This window comes from Streptomyces sp. XY431, assembly GCF_001279805.1.
Taxonomy (GTDB): domain Bacteria; phylum Actinomycetota; class Actinomycetes; order Streptomycetales; family Streptomycetaceae; genus Kitasatospora; species Kitasatospora purpeofusca.
In genome coordinates this window covers 1-15707 of sequence record NZ_LGDO01000279.1, presented here as the reverse complement: position 1 = coordinate 15707, position 15707 = coordinate 1, and the positions used below count along the sequence as shown (strand labels likewise).

Sequence of the window (15707 nt, the reverse complement as noted above, 5' to 3'; positions counted from 1 at the left end):
TCCGTCCGCCGTGCAGGTCCACCGCCCAGCGGGCGATGGCCAGGCCCAGCCCGGTCCCGCCGTCGGCGCCGGGGCCGGCCGCGGTCGCGGTGCCGCTGCGGCCGAACCGCTCGAAGACCCTGGCCCGGTCCGCCGCCGGGATGCCGGGGCCCTCGTCCTCGACCTCCAGCAGCAGGGCCCCGGGCCCCTCGTCGGGTCGGGCCCGGACCGTCACGGTGCCGCCGGGCGGGGAGTGCTTGCAGGCGTTGTCGACCAGGTTGGCCACCACCTGGTGCAGCCGTTCGGTGTCGGCGACGCCGGTCAGCCCGGCCGGGCTGACCTCCAGGGCGAGCCGGACGTCGCCGCGCCGGGAGAAGGCCCCGCCGGCCGTGGCGCCGTCCACGGTGACCCCGCGCAGCACGCCGTCCAGGAACTCGCGCACCTCGAACGGGCGCGCGTCCAGGTCGACCACGCCGTCGTCGATCTTGGAGAGGTCGAGCAGGTGGGTGACCAGCCGGCCGAGCCGCTCGGTCTGCTCCAGCGCGGCACCCAGGGTCGCCGGGTTGGGCTGGACGACGCCGTCGACCACGTTCTCCAGCACGGCCCGCAGCGCGGCGATCGGCGTGCGCAGCTCGTGCGAGACGTTGGCGACCAGCTCGCGCCGGTGCCGGTCGGCGGCCTCCAGGTCGGACGCCATCTGGTTGAAGGTCGCGGCGAGCTCGCCGATCTCGTCGCGCGAGTTCACCTCGACCCGGCGGCTGTAGTCGCCGGAGGCCATCGCGCGGGCGGCGGCGGTCATGTCGCGCAGCGGGGCGGTCAGCCCGTGCGCGAGGAACTGCATGAAGAGCAGCGAGGCGATCATCGAGAAGATCATGATGATCCGGATCTGGGTCTCGGACCGGATCGCCACGACCACCATGCCGGTGGCCAGGAAGACCGAGACGATCACCAGGAGGGCGAGTTTGCCCTTGATGGAGCGGACCGGGTCGAGCGGCCGGATGTCGGCCCAGACCCGTTTCGCGGCGCGGGCGGCCAGGGTGGGCGGCCGACTGCCGTCGATGTCCCCGTTGCGTTGCTGTGGAAAGGTCATTGGTCCCCTGTGGTCCCCCGCGTGGGTCCGCCGCACGGCGGTTCGGGACAACGGGCCCCCCGGCGGCCCGGTGTCCGAGGGTGGTGCCGCTACGAGAGCGGGGCCTCCAGCGCGTACCCGACACCGTGCACGGTGCGGATCCAGCTGGCGCCGATCTTGCGGCGCAGTGCCTTGACGTGGCTGTCGACGGTGCGGGTGCCGGACGCGTCCGTCCAGTCCCAGACCTCGGCCAGCAGCTGCTCACGGGTGAGCACGGCGCGCGGCTGGGCGGCCAGGCAGGCGAGCAGGTCGAACTCGGTCGGCGTCAGGTGGACGTCGCCCGAGGCCAGCCGGACCCGGCGCTGCACATGGTCGATCTCCAGCTCGCCGAAGCGCAGGCTGCCCAGCGCGGGCGTCCGGGCGGCCTGCTGGGCGCGCTCGACGCGGCGCAGCAGCACGTTGACCCGGGCGGCCAGTTCGCGCATGGAGAAGGGCTTGGTCATGTAGTCGTCGGCGCCGACGCCGAGGCCGACCAGCAGGTCCGTCTCGTCGTCCCGCGCGGTGAGCATCAGGACCGGCACCGGGCGCTGGGCCTGGATCCGGCGGCACACCTCGAGGCCGTCGAAGCCGGGCAGCATGATGTCGAGGACGACGAGGTCCGGCTGCCAGGTGTGGAAGCCGTCGACGGCGCCGGGGCCGTCGTGGGCCACCGCCACCTTGAAGCCCTCCGCGCCCAACCGGGCCGCGATCGACTCGGCGATCGTGGGCTCGTCCTCCACCACCAGCACTCTGCGCTGGCTGCTCACCGTGCCGCCGGTGTTCTGGTTGTCCTGCTGAATTTCTGTCACGGTCACGCCACCGCCCCCAGGGCTGCGGGCCGGCCACCTGTGGGGATGGCGAAGGCTCCGCTTCGTAGTCTTGTTCCGTCGTGGACTGTGCCGGGTCCGCCGTCCCGTCGCGTGCGCGGGTGACGGCGAGGGCGTGGGCCGCTCTCCGTCTCCCGTGCACCTCGCAGCGTACGGACCGCAGGTGATTCCCGGCAGGTGGACCGGACATTTCCGGCCCGCGGGCCGGTCCTTCGGACCGGCTTTCGGGCCCACCGGGAAGTGGGCACGGGCCGATACCTTACCCGGCGTTTTTTCACTCTGTAACGGTACGTATGCACATGAGTTGACGCCAAGCCGCCGGTCAGGGCGGAAAGCGGCCCCGAGCGGGGCGGAAGGTCTGGACCAATGCGGGCCCGCGCGGACCCCGGATCCTCACGGCTTTCTCCCAGCGGACTCCCAGGCACCGGACGTACCGTGGCCACGACAAATTCGTGGGGGTGGGATTTCCGGTACGCGCCGGTACGTTGGACACGCGCGGGTGACGGCTGCGGGCGTTGGAGCGGAGGCGGCATGACGGAGCGGCAGGTGCCCGCCGGGTGCGGCGGGCCGCCGTACGGGATGCTCCGGGCCGGTCTGCGGACCGGCGCGGTCGACTGGATCCTGGCCCGGGTGCCGACCCTGCGGCGCAATCCCTTCGCCCTCGGCTACCTCGCCGTGGTCGGCGCCACCACCACCTTCGCCGGGCTGGCCGACCCGGAGCTCGTGCTCCGGCTCCAGGAGGCCTCCAGTTCGGACGGGCACAACCTGTTGCAGCACCCGCTGCGCGCGCTGCTGTTCAGCGGCTTCTGGGTGGCCGGGCCGGTCTGGATGCCCTACCTCTGGGCCTTCGCCTTCACCGTCGCGCCGCTGGAGCGCCGGGTCGGCCCCGGCCGGGCGGCCGTGGTCTTCGCGGCCGGGCACGTCGCCGCCACCCTGCTCTCCCAGGGCGTGGTCGTCGTCGGGGTGGAGACCGGGCGGCTGGAGCCGGCTGCCATGGACCACCTCGACATCGGGGTCAGCTACGGCGTGCTCGCCAGCCTCGGCGCGCTGGCCGGGCTGCTCCGGCCGGCGGGGCGGGCGGCCGTGCTGGCGCTGGCGGTGGCGCTGATCGCCGACCAGATCGCCGCCGACCGGGACCTCGTCACCGGGGTCGGCCATCCGGTGGCGCTGCTGGCCGGGGTGGCGCTGTGGCGGTGGCTGCGCCGCTGGGACGGCCACCGGCCGCGCCGTGCCCGGTTCGGGGTGCCCGCCGAACTGTCCCGGCCGGCGTCCGCGGCCCGCGGGGCCGTGGTGTCGGGCCGCTCCTGAGCCCGTGCGGCGCGGATGCCCCCGGGCCTGCGCGCCGGGGGCGCGTGCTGGGGTCCGTCCGGTGGGACTGCTTCCCGGTTCGCGTACCGGGCCTTTTTGACAGGCCCGCGACGGCCCGCGGTGACCCCGTTGCGTTCGCTGACGGCGAACGCGCGACGGGGAACATCCGGCGGCCGCCAAGCCTTAGTCAGGTCGACTCAAGTTCGCTGACTGGGGAGAGATCATGGCATCGACGTCCGCACCGCTCACCCTGCCCGTGCTGCCGCTGGACGACGAGGTCGTCCTGCCGGGCATGGTCGTCCCGCTGGACCTGAAGGACGCCGAGGTCCGCGCCGCCGTCGAGGCCGCGCGCGCCGCGGCCACCGGCGGTGCCGGGAAGCCCCAGGTGCTGCTGGTCCCGAGGGTGGACGGCTCCTACGCGGCGGTCGGCACCCTCGCCACCGTCGAGCAGGTCGGCCGGCTGGCAGACGGCCCGGACGGGATCGGGCAGCCGGCGGCGCTGGTCCGCGCGGTGCGCCGGGTACGGATCGGCGTCGGCACCACCGGACCGGGCGCCGCGCTCTGGGTGGAGACCACGCCGTTCCGCGAGTCCTCCGTCGGCACCCCGGTGGCCGGCCGGGCCGCCGAGCTGGTCAAGGAGTACAAGTCGCTCTCCACCCAGTGGCTGCGCCGGCGCGGCGCCTGGCAGATCGTCGACCGGGTGGCCGCGATCGAGGGCGTCGGCGAGCTCGCCGACAACATCGGCTACGCGCCCTTCGCCACCGCCGAGCAGAAGCTCAAGGTGCTGCTGGAGGCCGACCAGGTCGCGCGACTGGAGTACGCGCTCGGACTGCTCCGCGACCACCTCGCCGAGGAGGAGGTCAACGACACCATCCGCAAGGACGTCGAGGAGGGCGTCGCCAAGCAGCAGAAGGAGTTCCTGCTCCGCCGCCAGCTGGAGGCCGTCCGCAAGGAGCTGGCCGAGCTGAACGGCGACCCGGCCGACGAGGAGGACGACTACCGCACCCGGGTCGAGGCCGCCGACCTCCCGGAGAAGGTCCGTGAGGCCGCCCTCAAGGAGGTCGACAAGCTGGAGCGGGCCAGCGACCAGTCGCCCGAGGGCTCCTGGATCCGCACCTGGCTGGACACCGTGCTGGAGCTGCCCTGGAACGAGCGCACCGAGGACAGCTACGACATCGCCGGCGCCCGCGCGGTGCTGGACGCCGACCACGCCGGCCTGGCCGACGTGAAGGACCGGATCGTCGAGTACCTGGCCGTCCGCAAGCGCCGGGCCGAGCAGGCGGCCGCAGGTCATGCGGCTGAGGGGCAGCAGGACGGACCGGGCGAGGCCGTTTCCCCGAAGGGCGGCGGACGGCGGGCGGGCGGCGCGGTGCTCGCGCTGGTCGGCCCGCCCGGTGTCGGCAAGACCTCGCTCGGCGAGTCGGTGGCCCGCGCCATGGGCCGCACCTTCGTCCGGGTCTCGCTCGGCGGCGTCCGGGACGAGGCGGAGATCCGCGGCCACCGGCGCACCTACGTCGGCGCACTGCCCGGCCGGCTGGTCCGGGCGCTCAAGGAGGCCGGCTCGATGAACCCGGTCGTCCTGCTCGACGAGATCGACAAGGTCGGCTCCGACTACCGGGGCGACCCGGCCGCCGCCCTGCTGGAGGTGCTCGACCCGGCGCAGAACCACACCTTCCGGGACCACTACCTGGAGGTCGAGCTGGACCTCTCCGACGTGGTCTTCCTCGCCACCGCCAATGTGCTGGAGTCCATCCCCGAGCCGCTGCTCGACCGGATGGAGCTGGTCCGCCTGGACGGCTACACCGAGGACGAGAAGGTCGTCATCGCCCGCGACCACCTGCTCCCGCGCCAGCTGGAGCGGGCCGGGCTCAAGGAGGAGGAGGTCGCGGTCGGCGAGCCGGCGCTGCGGAAGCTGGCGGGCGAGTACACCCGCGAGGCCGGCGTCCGGAACCTCGAACGGGCGATCGCCCGGGTGCTGCGCAAGATCGCCGCGCAGACCGAGCTGGGGGAGCGCGAGCTGCCCGCCGCGATCGGCGCGGAGGAGCTGCGCGCCCTGATCGGCCGGCCGCACCACGTGCCGGAGGCGGCCCAGGAGCCCGCCGAGCGCCGCACCGCGGTGCCCGGGGTGGCCACCGGGCTGGCGGTCACCGGGGCCGGCGGCGACGTCCTCTACATCGAGGCCTCGCTCGCCGACGCCGAGACCGGCGGCACCGGGCTGACCCTGACCGGCCAGCTGGGCGACGTCATGAAGGAGTCCGCGCACATCGCGCTCTCCTACCTGCGCTCGCGCGGGGCCGAGCTGGAGCTGCCGGTCACCTCGCTGCGGGACCGCGGAGTGCACCTGCACATCCCGGCCGGCGCCGTCCCCAAGGACGGTCCGAGCGCCGGCATCACCATGACCACCGCGCTGGCCTCGCTGCTCTCCGGGCGCAAGGTGCGCGCCGACGTGGCGATGACCGGTGAGGTGTCGCTGACCGGGCGGGTGCTGCCGATCGGCGGGGTGAAGCAGAAGCTGCTCGCCGCCGACCGGGCCGGGGTCACCACGGTGATCATCCCCCGGCGGAACGAGGCCGACCTGGACGACGTCCCGGCCGAGGTGCTGGCGCGGCTCACCGTGCACCCGGTGGCCGACGTCCGGGAGGTGCTGAGGCTGGCCCTGGAGCCGGCCGAGGTGCTGGCCGCCGTCGCCTGACCCGGTCCCGGCCCCGTCCGGCAGCCCTCGTACGGAGCCCGTCCCGCCCGGTCCGCCGGACGGGACGGGCTCCGTGCGCCGTGCCAGACTGCGAAGATGCCGTCCCTCACCCAGCGCGTCCTGGCCCGGGTACCGGGCCGGGTGCGTCCGGCCCTGGTCCGGCACCGGCGGCTGGTGAAGTTCCTGCTGGTCGGCAGCGGCTGCTTCACCCTGACCGTGCTGATCAACTACGCGCTGCGGTTCACCGTCATGCCGAGCAAGCCGGTGCTGGCGCTCACCGTGGCGACCGTGGTCGGCACCGTCGTCTCCTATCTGCTCAACCGGCGGTGGTCCTTCCGCTCCTCCTGGCGCCGGCGCGAACCACTGCTCTTCGTCCTGGTGAGCGCCGTCGCGGTCGCGGTCAACGACCTGCCGCTGATCGCCTCCCGCTACCTGCTGGACCTGCGCGAGCCCTGGGTCAGCCCGTTCACCCAGGAGCTGGCCGACTTCCTGAGCGGGATGGTGCTGGGCACCTTCGTGGCGATGCTGTTCCGCTTCTGGGCCATGCAGCGCTGGGTCTTCACCCGGGTGGAGGAGGCCGGGGCGGGAAGCCCCGCGAGCGTCCGGGCCCTAGGCTCGGAGGGGCAGTGAGCCGCGGCCGGAGCGGGTGAGGGTGATGCGTGAGACGGACGGCGCCCCGACCGGGCCCGCGAGCCAGCAGGGGATGCGCCGGGCCAATCTGGCGCTGGTGCTCGGTGTGATCGCGCGCGCCCCGCGTTCGCGCGCCGAGGTGGCCGCCGGGACGGGGCTGACCAGGGCCGCGGTCTCCTCGCTCGCCGAGGAGCTGATCGCGGCCGGACTGGTGGTCGAGGAGGGCCCGGCCGCGCCCAGCGGCAAGGTCGGCCGGCCCGGCACCGCGCTCGGGCTCAACCCGGACGGCCCCGGCGGCCTCGGCGCCGAGATCGGGGTGGAGCACCTGGGCGCCTGCGTGGTCGACCTGCGCGGCGAGGTCCGCGCCTGGCACCGCCAGGAGATCCGCAACCGGGGCCGGCGCCCCGCCGCCGTCATGGCCGACCTCGCCGAACTGGTCCGCCGGGCCGCCGCCGAGGCCGGTCCGCGCCCGGCCGGGCTGGCCCTGGCCGTGCCCGGACTGGTCGGGATCGACGGCGCACTGCTCCAGCGGGCCGCCAACCTGGGCTGGGAGGAGGTGCCGCTCGTCGCCGAGCTGCGGCTCGCGCTGCGCGCCGCCGGTGCCGGGGACCTGGCCGAGCTGCCGCTGCGGGCCGACAACGAGGCCAACCTCGGCGGGCTCGCCGAACTCTGGCTCGGTGGTGGACCGGCGCACTTCCTGCACGTCTCCGCCGAGGCCGGGATCGGCTCGGCGATCGTGGTCGAGGGCCGGCTGCTGCGCGGCGCGCACGGCTACGCGGGCGAGCTGGGGCACGTCCCGGTGCGTCCGGACGGTCCGCGCTGCGCCTGCGGGGCGCACGGCTGCCTGGAGCAGTACGCGGGGGAGTCGGCGGTGCTGCGCGCGGCCGGTCTGGAGGGCATCCGGGGCGACTGGGTGGCGCTGCTCGCCGAGCGGGCCGAGGCCGGGGACGCGGAGGTGCGGAAGGCGCTCGCCGGGGCCGGCGCCGCGCTGGGGATCGCCTCGGCGGGCGCGGTCAACCTGCTGGACCCGGCGGAGGTGGTGCTGGGCGGCGGCTACGCGCAGCTGGCCCCCTGGCTGCTGCCCGCGATGCGGGCCGAGCTGGCCGCCCGGGTGACCGTCCGCCCCTGGACGGACGAGCGGCTGACGGTCTCCCGGCTGGGCCGCCGCGGCCCCCTGCTGGGAGCCGCGGCGGGTGTGGTCCGGTCGGTGCTCGCCGACCCGGGCCGGCCGGAGGCCTGAGGTCCGGGGGCGGCGGGCGCCGGGACGGTCAGCCCTCGACCAGCTCGCGGCTGCGGTGCGAGGGCCGGCGCAGGACGGCGGCGAAGGTCACCGCGACCCCGACCAGGGCCCAGGCCAGCAGCACGAGCAGCGGCCGGGTCAGCGCGGTGCCGTCGAAGTAGGCGATGGAGCGGGTCGCGTCGGTGCCCGCGCCGTTCGGGAACCAGGCCCCGATCGCCCGCCAGAACGGCGGCATCAGCGGCGGCGGGAAGACGCCGCCCGCGCTGGGATTGCCGAGCACCACGAAGAGCAGCACCGCGACGCCGATGCCGATGATGTCGAACAGGCACTGCAGCGCCATGGTGAACGCGCCCACCGCGAAGACCACCAGCGCGCCGACGGCGGACATCGACCAGAACGGCCCCGGCAGCGCGTCCAGCACCGACTTGACGATGATCGCGCCGCCGATGCCGGCCGCGAGCGAGTAGAGCGCCAGCGTGCCGAGGCGGATCAGCGCCCGGTTGGCGTTGGCGGGCTTCGCCCCGGCGCTGACGCCGAGGATGGAGGCGACCAGGTAGCCGCCGACGCACCAGCCGATCACCAGGTAGAAGGAGGAGAGGCCGTTGGCGTCGCCCTTGGCGAGCGGCACCACGTCCTCGACCTTCACGGTGCGGCCCTGGGTCTTCTCCAGGCCGGTGACGATGCTCTCGGCGGCCCGGGCGGCGGACGGGCCGCGCGCGTTGGCGACCAGCAGCACGTCCTCGGTGGAGGCCGGGTCCACCACCAGCGCGGCGTAGACCTTCTGGTCCTTGATCTGCTCGGTGGCGGTCTCCGCGTCCGGCGCGGTGACGGCCTTCACGGCCTGGTCCGGGACCGATTCCAGGCCCTGGACGAACTTGGGGGCGACCTGCGGCGGGGCGACCACCGCGATCGAGAGCTCGTGCGGGGTGGGGTGGTGCAGGGCGCCCACGTACGAGGTGACGAAGCCGAGCTGGAGCAGCAGCACGCCGATGACCAGCAGCGCCGCACGCGGGGTGACCGCGCCCTTCAGCTCGGCGGCGAAGCCCTTCCTCGGTTCCGGGGCCGATGCCCGCGCCGGTTCCTGTGTGGGTTCCTGCCCTGCCTGTTGCCCGGGGGCGGAGGTCATGCACATCTCCTTGTGTATCGGGGGAAACCGGATACTTAATAGCATGAACTAGTTTCCTCTGCGTTTCTCCCGCGCCGCAGCGCCTCGGGCGGGCTGCGGGATACTGGCGCGGTGAAGGAGCCGAACGAGGAGCGCGACGAGCAGCCCCTGCTGGCCGTGGAGCGCGAGGTCGGGGTGCTGTTCCGGCGCGGCCGGGCCCGGGTGGCGGAGCTGTCCCGGCGGGTCCATCCGCAGCTGGAGGGCATGGCGTACAGCCTGCTGGGCCATGTCGAGCAGGCCGGGCCGGTGCGGGTGACCGATGTCGGGGTGCACTTCGCGGTCGGCAAGGCGACCATCAGCCGGCAGATCCGGGCGCTGGAGGAGCTGGGCCTGCTGGCCCGGGAGGCGGACCCGCTGGACCGCCGTTCGGCGCTGGTGTCGCTCACCGAGGAGGGCCGACGGCGGTTCCTGGCGGCCCGGGACGCCCGGATGGGCCGGGTGCGGGAGCTGATGGCCGACTGGTCGGAGGAGGACGTGGTCCGCTTCGCCGAGCTGCTGCACCGCTTCAACGACGTGGTGGGCGAGGCGGCCGTGCCGAGCGCCTGAGTGTCTGAGTGTCTGAGTGTCTGAGTGCCGGAGCGTCTGAGTGCCGGAGCGTCTGATGCGCTCTGTCGGGAGCCCGGGCCGAGGGTCGGTCCGGGCTTTACTTGTTCTTGAAGAATGTTGCCCAAGTCAACCATCTCGGCCTATGGTTGCGTCAGGCAACTATCCCGAAGGACCTTGATGACTGCCACCACCACCCCGACTGCCTCGACCGGAGCCGCCGCCGCCACCGACCAACCGATGACGCACCGGCAGGTGATGGAGGCGCTCTCCGGCCTGCTGCTCGGCCTCTTCGTCGCCGTGCTCTCGTCGACCGTCGTCTCCAACGCGCTGCCCCGGATCCTCACCGACCTGCACGGCGGCCAGTCCGCCTACACCTGGGTGATCACCGCGACCCTGCTCACCCTCACCGCCTCCACCCCGATCTGGGGCAAGCTCTCCGACCTCGCCAGCAAGAAGCTGCTGCTGCAGATCGCGCTGGTCATCTACATCGCCTCCTCCGCGCTGGCCGGCTTCTCCCAGAACACCGGCCAGCTGATCGCCTGCCGCGCCCTCCAGGGCATCGGCGCCGGCGGCGTCACCGCGCTCGCCCAGATCTGCCTGGCCGCGATGGTCCCGCCGCGCGAGCGCGGCCGGTACAGCGGCTACTTCGGCGCCGTCTTCGCCCTCGCCACCATCGGCGGCCCGCTGATCGGCGGCGTCATCGTGGACACCTCCTGGCTCGGCTGGCGCTGGTGCTTCTACGTCGGCATCCCGTTCGCGCTGGCCGCCATCCTGGTGCTGCAGCGGACCCTGAAGCTGCCGGTGGTCCGGCGCAAGGTGCGGATCGACTACCTGGGCGCGCTGGTGATCACCGGCGCGGTCAGCCTGCTGATGATCTGGATCACCCTGGCCGGCAAGAACTACGCCTGGCTCTCCTGGCAGACCGCGGCCATGGTCGGCGGCGGACTGCTGCTCGGCGCCCTCGCCGTCCTGGTCGAGCGCCGCGCCGCCGAGCCGATCATCCCGCCGCACCTGTTCCGGCACCGGACGGTCACCCTGTCCGCGCTGGCCAGCGTCCTGGTCGGGATCGGGATGTACGGCGCCACCACGTTCCTCAGCCAGTACTTCCAGCTCGCCCGGGACAAGTCCCCGACCGTGGCCGGCCTGATGACCCTGCCGATGATCCTCGGCCTGGCCGTCTCCTCCACCGTGGCCGGCCGGCTGATCACCAAGTACGGCCGCTGGAAGGCCTACCTGGTCGCCGGCACCCTGCTGCTCGCCGTCGGCTTCGCCCTGCTCGGCACCGCCCGGGCCGACACGGCCTACGGCCTGCTCTCCGTCTACATGGCGATCACCGGCGTCGGCCTCGGCCTCACCATGCAGAACCTCGTCCTCGCCGTGCAGAACACCGTGCCGCGCGCCGAGCTCGGCGCGGCCAGCTCGGTGGTCACCTTCTTCCGCACCATGGGCGGCGCGATGGGCGTCTCCGCGCTCGGCGCGCTGATGAACAACCGGGTCGGCCACTACCTCGCCGAGAACCTGGCCGCCGCGCACGTCCCGGCCTCCGGCGGCGCGCTCGGCGGCGGCATCCCGGACCTGGACAAGCTGCCCGCGCCGCTGGTGCCGCTGGTCACCGACGCCTTCGGGCACGGGGTCGGGGTGGTGTTCCTGGTCGCGGCACCGTTCGCGCTGCTGGCCTTCGTCACGGTGCTGTTCGTCCGGGAGACGGTGCTGCGCACCGCGCAGGACTGATCCCCTGGTCCGGGCGTCCTGGTCCGGGAGTCCTGATCCGGGTACGGGAACGGCCGGAGGGCCGGGAGTGGTGATCCACTCCCGGCCCTCCGGCCGTTCGGTGCGGGGCCGCGCGGCTACGGCGCGGCGGGGCTACTTGCCCGCGATCAGCGACAGCCCGTAGAGGACGGCCGCGCCGCAGACGGCGAAGCAGGTGTAGGCGCCGGCCAGGGCCAGCCGGCCGCCGTTCGCCGGGGCGCCCGGTCCGGCCGCCTCGCGCTGCGCGGTGAGCGAGGCCTCGCGGCGGGAGAGGGCCAGGATGCCGAGTGCGAAGACGGCGACGACGGCGACGGTGATGCCGAAGCTGACACCTGCGGTCTGGGCCAGGGCGTTCCACTTGATGTGCATGGTGTTTCGAGCTCCTCAGCCGGCGGCGGTCAGGCCGCGACCGTGGTCGAGGCGGGGGTCGGGGTGGCGGGCGCGGCCGGGCCGACCTCGACCGGGGTGACGTCGGTGACGTCGGTGACGTCGTCGGCGGTGACGTTGTCCGCCCCGACCGGCTGGCGGCGGGAGATGACCCACATCGCGCCCGAGCCGGCCACCAGCGCGACGCCGACCAGCGCCACGCCCCAGTTGCCCTGCTCGGCGAGGAAGGCCGCGAGTCCGCCCACGGTGGCGGCGGCGGGCAGGGTCAGGCCCCAGGTGTAGACCATGCGGCGGACCATGCCCCAGCGCAGCTCGGCCTTCGGGCCGCCGAGGCCGGCGCCCATGATGCCGCCGGAGCAGACCTGGGTGGTGGAGAGGCCGAAGCCCATGTGCGAGGAGGTCAGGATGACCGTCGCGGCGGCCGACTCGGAGGCGAAGCCCTGGCGCGGGGTGATGTCCGCGAGGCCCTTGCCCATCGAGCGGATGATCCGCCAGCCGCCCATGTAGGTGCCGACCGCGATCGCGGCGCCGGCCGAGACGATGACCCAGGTGGGGGGCAGCGCGCCCTTCGGCAGGGCGCCGACCGAGACCAGGGTCAGGGTGATGATGCCCATCGTCTTCTGCGCGTCGTTGGTGCCGTGCGCCAGCGAGATCAGCGAGGAGGAGAAGATCTGGCCGGTGCGGAAGCCCTTGCCGACGGTCTCGTCCTTGCTCTTGCGGGTGATCGCGAAGGCGAGCTTGGTGGCGCCCCAGGCGGCCAGGCCGGCCACCAGTGGGGAGGCGACGGCCGGGATGAGGATCTTGCTGACGACGGTGTCGAAGTTGACACCGTTGGCGCCGACGCCGACCACGGTGGCGCCGATCAGGCCGCCGTAGAGCGCGTGCGAGGAACTCGACGGCAGACCGCGCAGCCAGGTCAGCAGGTTCCAGAGGATCGCGCCGGCCAGTGCGGCGAAGATGATCTCCGGATGGATGCCGGCCTTCTCGTTGACGATGCCGCCCGAGATGGTGGTGGCGACCTTCACGGAGAGGAACGCACCCGCGAAGTTGAGGACGGCCGCGATGGTGACCGCGACCTTCGGCCTGAGGGCTCCCGTGGCGATGGAGGTGGCCATCGCGTTGGCGGTGTCGTGGAACCCGTTGGTGAAGTCGAAGGCGAGCGCCGTGATGATCACAACGGCCACCAGGAACGAGATGTGTTCCATACCCAAACAATCGTCGTAGTTGTCGCACAGACGTTGGCGTTGTTCGCGACGGTAGGGATCCTGGATGAACGGAAGGTGAACAGGCATCGGAATCGTGGTTCCGATGGTGACTTGGGGGTGGCCGGGACCTTTCCAGGGGGTGCTGCCTACCGCGCTGAGCTGGACATTAGTGGAGATCTGCCCCGGTTCGCCCGTTTTGCTGAGAGCTGTCTCACACCGGGGTGAAAAATTCATCGAGCCGTACGGGTGCGGTCTGTTTCCGGCGAGTAACCCATGGCAGGATCTGCGGAGGTCCGGGGACCCCGGAGCGTGGGCTGACGGGGAGGACAGGACCTATGGGCGGCGGGGTACGACAAGCGGAACCGACGGACGGACGACGAGCGGGCAACCGCGCCGGCCGACCGGCCTGGGTGCGGGCCGCACTCCGCTGCGGGGCCGTCCTCGCGGCCGCCGCGCTCGCGCTGCCGCTGGCCGCCGGCGCGGCCTGGGCCGACCCGGCCCAGCCCACCCCTGGCGCCACCGCGCCCGGCGCGCCCGTGAACGACCCCAACGGTGACCCGCTCGCCGCCGCCAAGGCCACCCTCGGCCCGCTGCTGGAGCAGCTGCAGGCGCTGTACCAGGGCGCCGAGGCCGCCACCGAGCAGTACAACGCGGCCGTCGCCAAGGTCACCGAGCAGCAGGCCTCGCTCACCGAGCTCAAGTCCAAGCTGGAGCGCCAGGAGAAGCAGGTCGACGCCGGCACCGACATCGCCGCCCAGCTCGCCGCCGCCCAGTACCGCAACGGCGCCGCCTCCGCCTACGCCGAGCTGCTGCTCTCCAAGGACCCGTACGAGGCCGTCACCATCGCCGAGCTGCTCGCCACCGCCAGCCGCTCGCAGAACGAGTTCCTCGCCAAGCTGACCTCCGACCGCGACGCGCTGGGCGTGCTGCAGAAGCAGAACGAGGAGGCGCTCAGCACCTCGCAGACCCTGGTCACCCAGCAGGACGCCGCCAAGGCCAAGGTCGCCGCCGACCTCGCCGCCGTCGAGCAGCTGGTCTCCTCGCTCACCGGGGCGCAGCGCGCCGAACTGGAGCAGGTCGAGAAGGCCAAGGCCGACGAGGCCCAGCTCGCGCTCCTCGCCTCCGGGGTGCTCGGCCAGGGCGAGCGCACGCCGTCGCTGGCCGGGCGGGCCGCCGTCGCCTTCGCGCTCGCCCAGCTCGGCAAGCCGTACGTGTGGGGCGGCGCCGGTCCGGACGTCTTCGACTGCTCCGGGCTCACCTCGCAGGCGTGGCTGCACGCCGGCAAGCCGATCCCGCGCACCAGCCAGGAGCAGTGGGCGCAGCTCCAGCACGTCCCGCTCAACCAGCTGCGGCCCGGTGACCTCGTCATCTACTTCGCGGGCGCCACGCACGTCGCGATGTACATCGGCGGCGGGCTGGTCGTGCACGCGCCGCGGCCGGGTTCGTACGTCAAGGTCGGGCCGATCGGGGCCAACCCGGTCCTCGGCGCCGTGCGTCCTGACCCGGACGGCACCGCCGACGAGGCGGGCGGCTCCTGGAAGGTGCCGGAGCTGCCGGCCGGCTGGGACGCGGTCACCCCGATCGCGTCCAGCCCGCTGAACCAGCCGCCGGTCCCCGAGGGCACCGTGGTCCCGCCGGTCGTGCCCGCCCTCCCGGGCACCCCGACCGCGCCGGCCCCCACCGCCCCCGCGGCCCCGGGCACGCCCGACCCGACCAACCCGGGCAACCCGACCACCACGCCGTCGGGCACCCCCACGGACACGCCGACCTCGACGCCGACGGGGACGCCGACCGGCACTCCGACGGGGACGCCGACGGGTACCCCGACCGGGACGCCCACGGGGACGCCCACCGGCACTCCGACGGGTACCCCGACCGGCACTCCGACGGGGACGCCGACCGGCACGCCCACCGAGACCCCGACGGGCACCCCGACCTCGACCCCGACCGGCACCGGCTCGCCCACCGCCTCCGGCTCCGCCGCAGCGACGGCTTCCGGCACGGCGTCCGCGACGGCCTCCGGCACCAGCACGGGCACCCTCCCGCCGAACCAGCACTGACCCGGGAGCGGACCCCCGGGCCCGCTCAACCCACCCGCACGGCCCGAGGCCGGGCTTCGAGACCTCTCGAAGCCCGGCCTCACCGCTGCCCGGGGGCGTTGCCCCAGCCGCTCACCGACGCCGTTCCAAGCGGAGTAGGAAGTCGACGATGCGGACTTCCTACTCCCGGGGCACATCGTGAAAGCCGTCGGAAGGCTGCAACGGCCCTCACCGGGCTCCGGTGAGGGCCGTTGAGCAGCCCACCCAAGCCCCAGGCGTGGAGTGGGAAGTCGGACGGGCCGACTTCCTACTCCGTCGCCCAGAGGCTGACCGGCTCAGGGGCCAGCGTGTATCTGCGTGAGTTTGCTGTTCCTCATCCCGGTGGCCCCCTTGCGCGGCAAGGGCGCCACCGGAACACCACTGTCCGTGCGGGCTTCCCCATCGATGGGTCGAGTGTGGCTGCCCCTCGCCCCGTCCAGGCGAGGGCAGCTGCTCAAGTCGAAGGCCAGGCGGAGTGGAAAGTCGATGAGGCTGACTTTCCACTCCTGGGTCTTCCTCCGGTGGCTCCCTTGCTGCGTGCGAGAGAGCCACCGGAGCTGAGCCATCCCGCACCACTCGACCTCGTCCGGCTGCCCCTCGCTCGGGCCGAGCGAGGGGCAGTTACTCAGGTCGAAGGTCGGGTGGAGCAGGAAGTCGAGGAGGCCGACTTCCTGCTCCTGGTCACTGGGGTATGCGGGTGTGGGGTTGGTGGGCGGTCCAGGTGTGTTCGGTGGTGCCGTCGGGGAGGGTGTGGGGTTCCCAGTGTCCGTGGCGGGTGATCGGGGGTGGGGGC

Annotated in this window: 12 protein-coding genes; 7 read left to right on the top strand and 5 right to left on the bottom strand. The window is 73.5% G+C overall.

What is annotated here, in order from left to right; genetic code table 11:
- Both ADK60_RS23535 and ADK60_RS23530 read right to left on the bottom strand, forming a co-directional pair.
- Nucleotides 1-1069 (bottom strand): sensor histidine kinase (locus ADK60_RS23535; protein WP_053648728.1); only part of this gene is annotated, 1069 nt, incomplete at its 3' end.
- 89 nt (nucleotides 1070-1158) lie between these two features.
- On the bottom strand, nucleotides 1159-1896 hold the full coding sequence (locus tag ADK60_RS23530; RefSeq protein ID WP_093864899.1) for a response regulator transcription factor: 738 nt from the start codon (nucleotides 1894-1896) through the stop codon (nucleotides 1159-1161).
- Nucleotides 1897-2445: 549 nt separating this feature from the next.
- Here ADK60_RS23530 and ADK60_RS23525 point away from each other — a divergent pair.
- The 4 genes from ADK60_RS23525 (at nucleotide 2446) to ADK60_RS23510 (ending at nucleotide 7784) form a co-directional block, all read left to right on the top strand.
- Nucleotides 2446-3222 (top strand): rhomboid-like protein, encoded by a 777-nt coding sequence (locus tag ADK60_RS23525; RefSeq protein ID WP_053648726.1) that lies wholly within the window; start codon nucleotides 2446-2448, stop codon nucleotides 3220-3222.
- 223 nt (nucleotides 3223-3445) lie between these two features.
- Nucleotides 3446-5914, top strand: a complete 2469-nt coding sequence (gene lon / locus ADK60_RS23520; RefSeq protein WP_053648724.1) for an endopeptidase La — start codon at nucleotides 3446-3448, stop codon at nucleotides 5912-5914.
- A gap of 96 nt (nucleotides 5915-6010) precedes the next feature.
- Nucleotides 6011-6544, top strand: a complete 534-nt coding sequence (locus tag ADK60_RS23515) for a GtrA family protein (protein ID WP_063783243.1) — start codon at nucleotides 6011-6013, stop codon at nucleotides 6542-6544.
- Nucleotides 6545-6569: 25 nt separating this feature from the next.
- Nucleotides 6570-7784, top strand: coding sequence for an ROK family transcriptional regulator (locus tag ADK60_RS23510; protein WP_053648722.1), 1215 nt, complete (start codon nucleotides 6570-6572; stop codon nucleotides 7782-7784).
- A gap of 28 nt (nucleotides 7785-7812) precedes the next feature.
- On the opposite strand, the gene ADK60_RS23505 is transcribed toward ADK60_RS23510, so the two are convergent.
- Nucleotides 7813-8910 carry an ABC transporter permease gene (locus ADK60_RS23505; RefSeq protein ID WP_079008643.1) on the bottom strand — a complete coding sequence of 366 codons (1098 nt, stop codon included), beginning with the start codon at nucleotides 8908-8910 and terminating at the stop codon, nucleotides 7813-7815.
- A gap of 111 nt (nucleotides 8911-9021) precedes the next feature.
- Between ADK60_RS23505 and ADK60_RS23500 the strand changes: the two genes are divergently transcribed.
- Both ADK60_RS23500 and ADK60_RS23495 read left to right on the top strand, forming a co-directional pair.
- Nucleotides 9022-9495, top strand: a complete 474-nt coding sequence (locus ADK60_RS23500; RefSeq protein ID WP_053648720.1) for a MarR family winged helix-turn-helix transcriptional regulator — start codon at nucleotides 9022-9024, stop codon at nucleotides 9493-9495.
- A 237-nt stretch (nucleotides 9496-9732) separates the two neighbouring features.
- A complete protein-coding gene (locus ADK60_RS23495) occupies nucleotides 9733-11226 on the top strand; it encodes an MDR family MFS transporter (RefSeq protein ID WP_079008644.1) in 1494 nt (497 codons plus the stop codon).
- 132 nt (nucleotides 11227-11358) lie between these two features.
- Here ADK60_RS23495 and ADK60_RS23490 read toward each other — a convergent pair whose 3' ends face one another.
- Complete coding sequence (locus tag ADK60_RS23490) at nucleotides 11359-11613, bottom strand: hypothetical protein (protein ID WP_030392835.1); 255 nt, start codon at nucleotides 11611-11613, stop codon at nucleotides 11359-11361.
- Between the two features lie 29 nt (nucleotides 11614-11642).
- Nucleotides 11643-12836, bottom strand: coding sequence for an inorganic phosphate transporter (locus tag ADK60_RS23485; protein WP_079008641.1), 1194 nt, complete (start codon nucleotides 12834-12836; stop codon nucleotides 11643-11645).
- A 410-nt stretch (nucleotides 12837-13246) separates the two neighbouring features.
- Here ADK60_RS23485 and ADK60_RS23480 point away from each other — a divergent pair, with 410 nt between their 5' ends.
- The gene (locus tag ADK60_RS23480; RefSeq protein WP_053648716.1) at nucleotides 13247-14896 is read left to right on the top strand and encodes a C40 family peptidase; all 1650 of its coding nucleotides are present in this window, start codon (nucleotides 13247-13249) and stop codon (nucleotides 14894-14896) included.
- Nucleotides 14897-15707 lie beyond the last annotated feature (811 nt).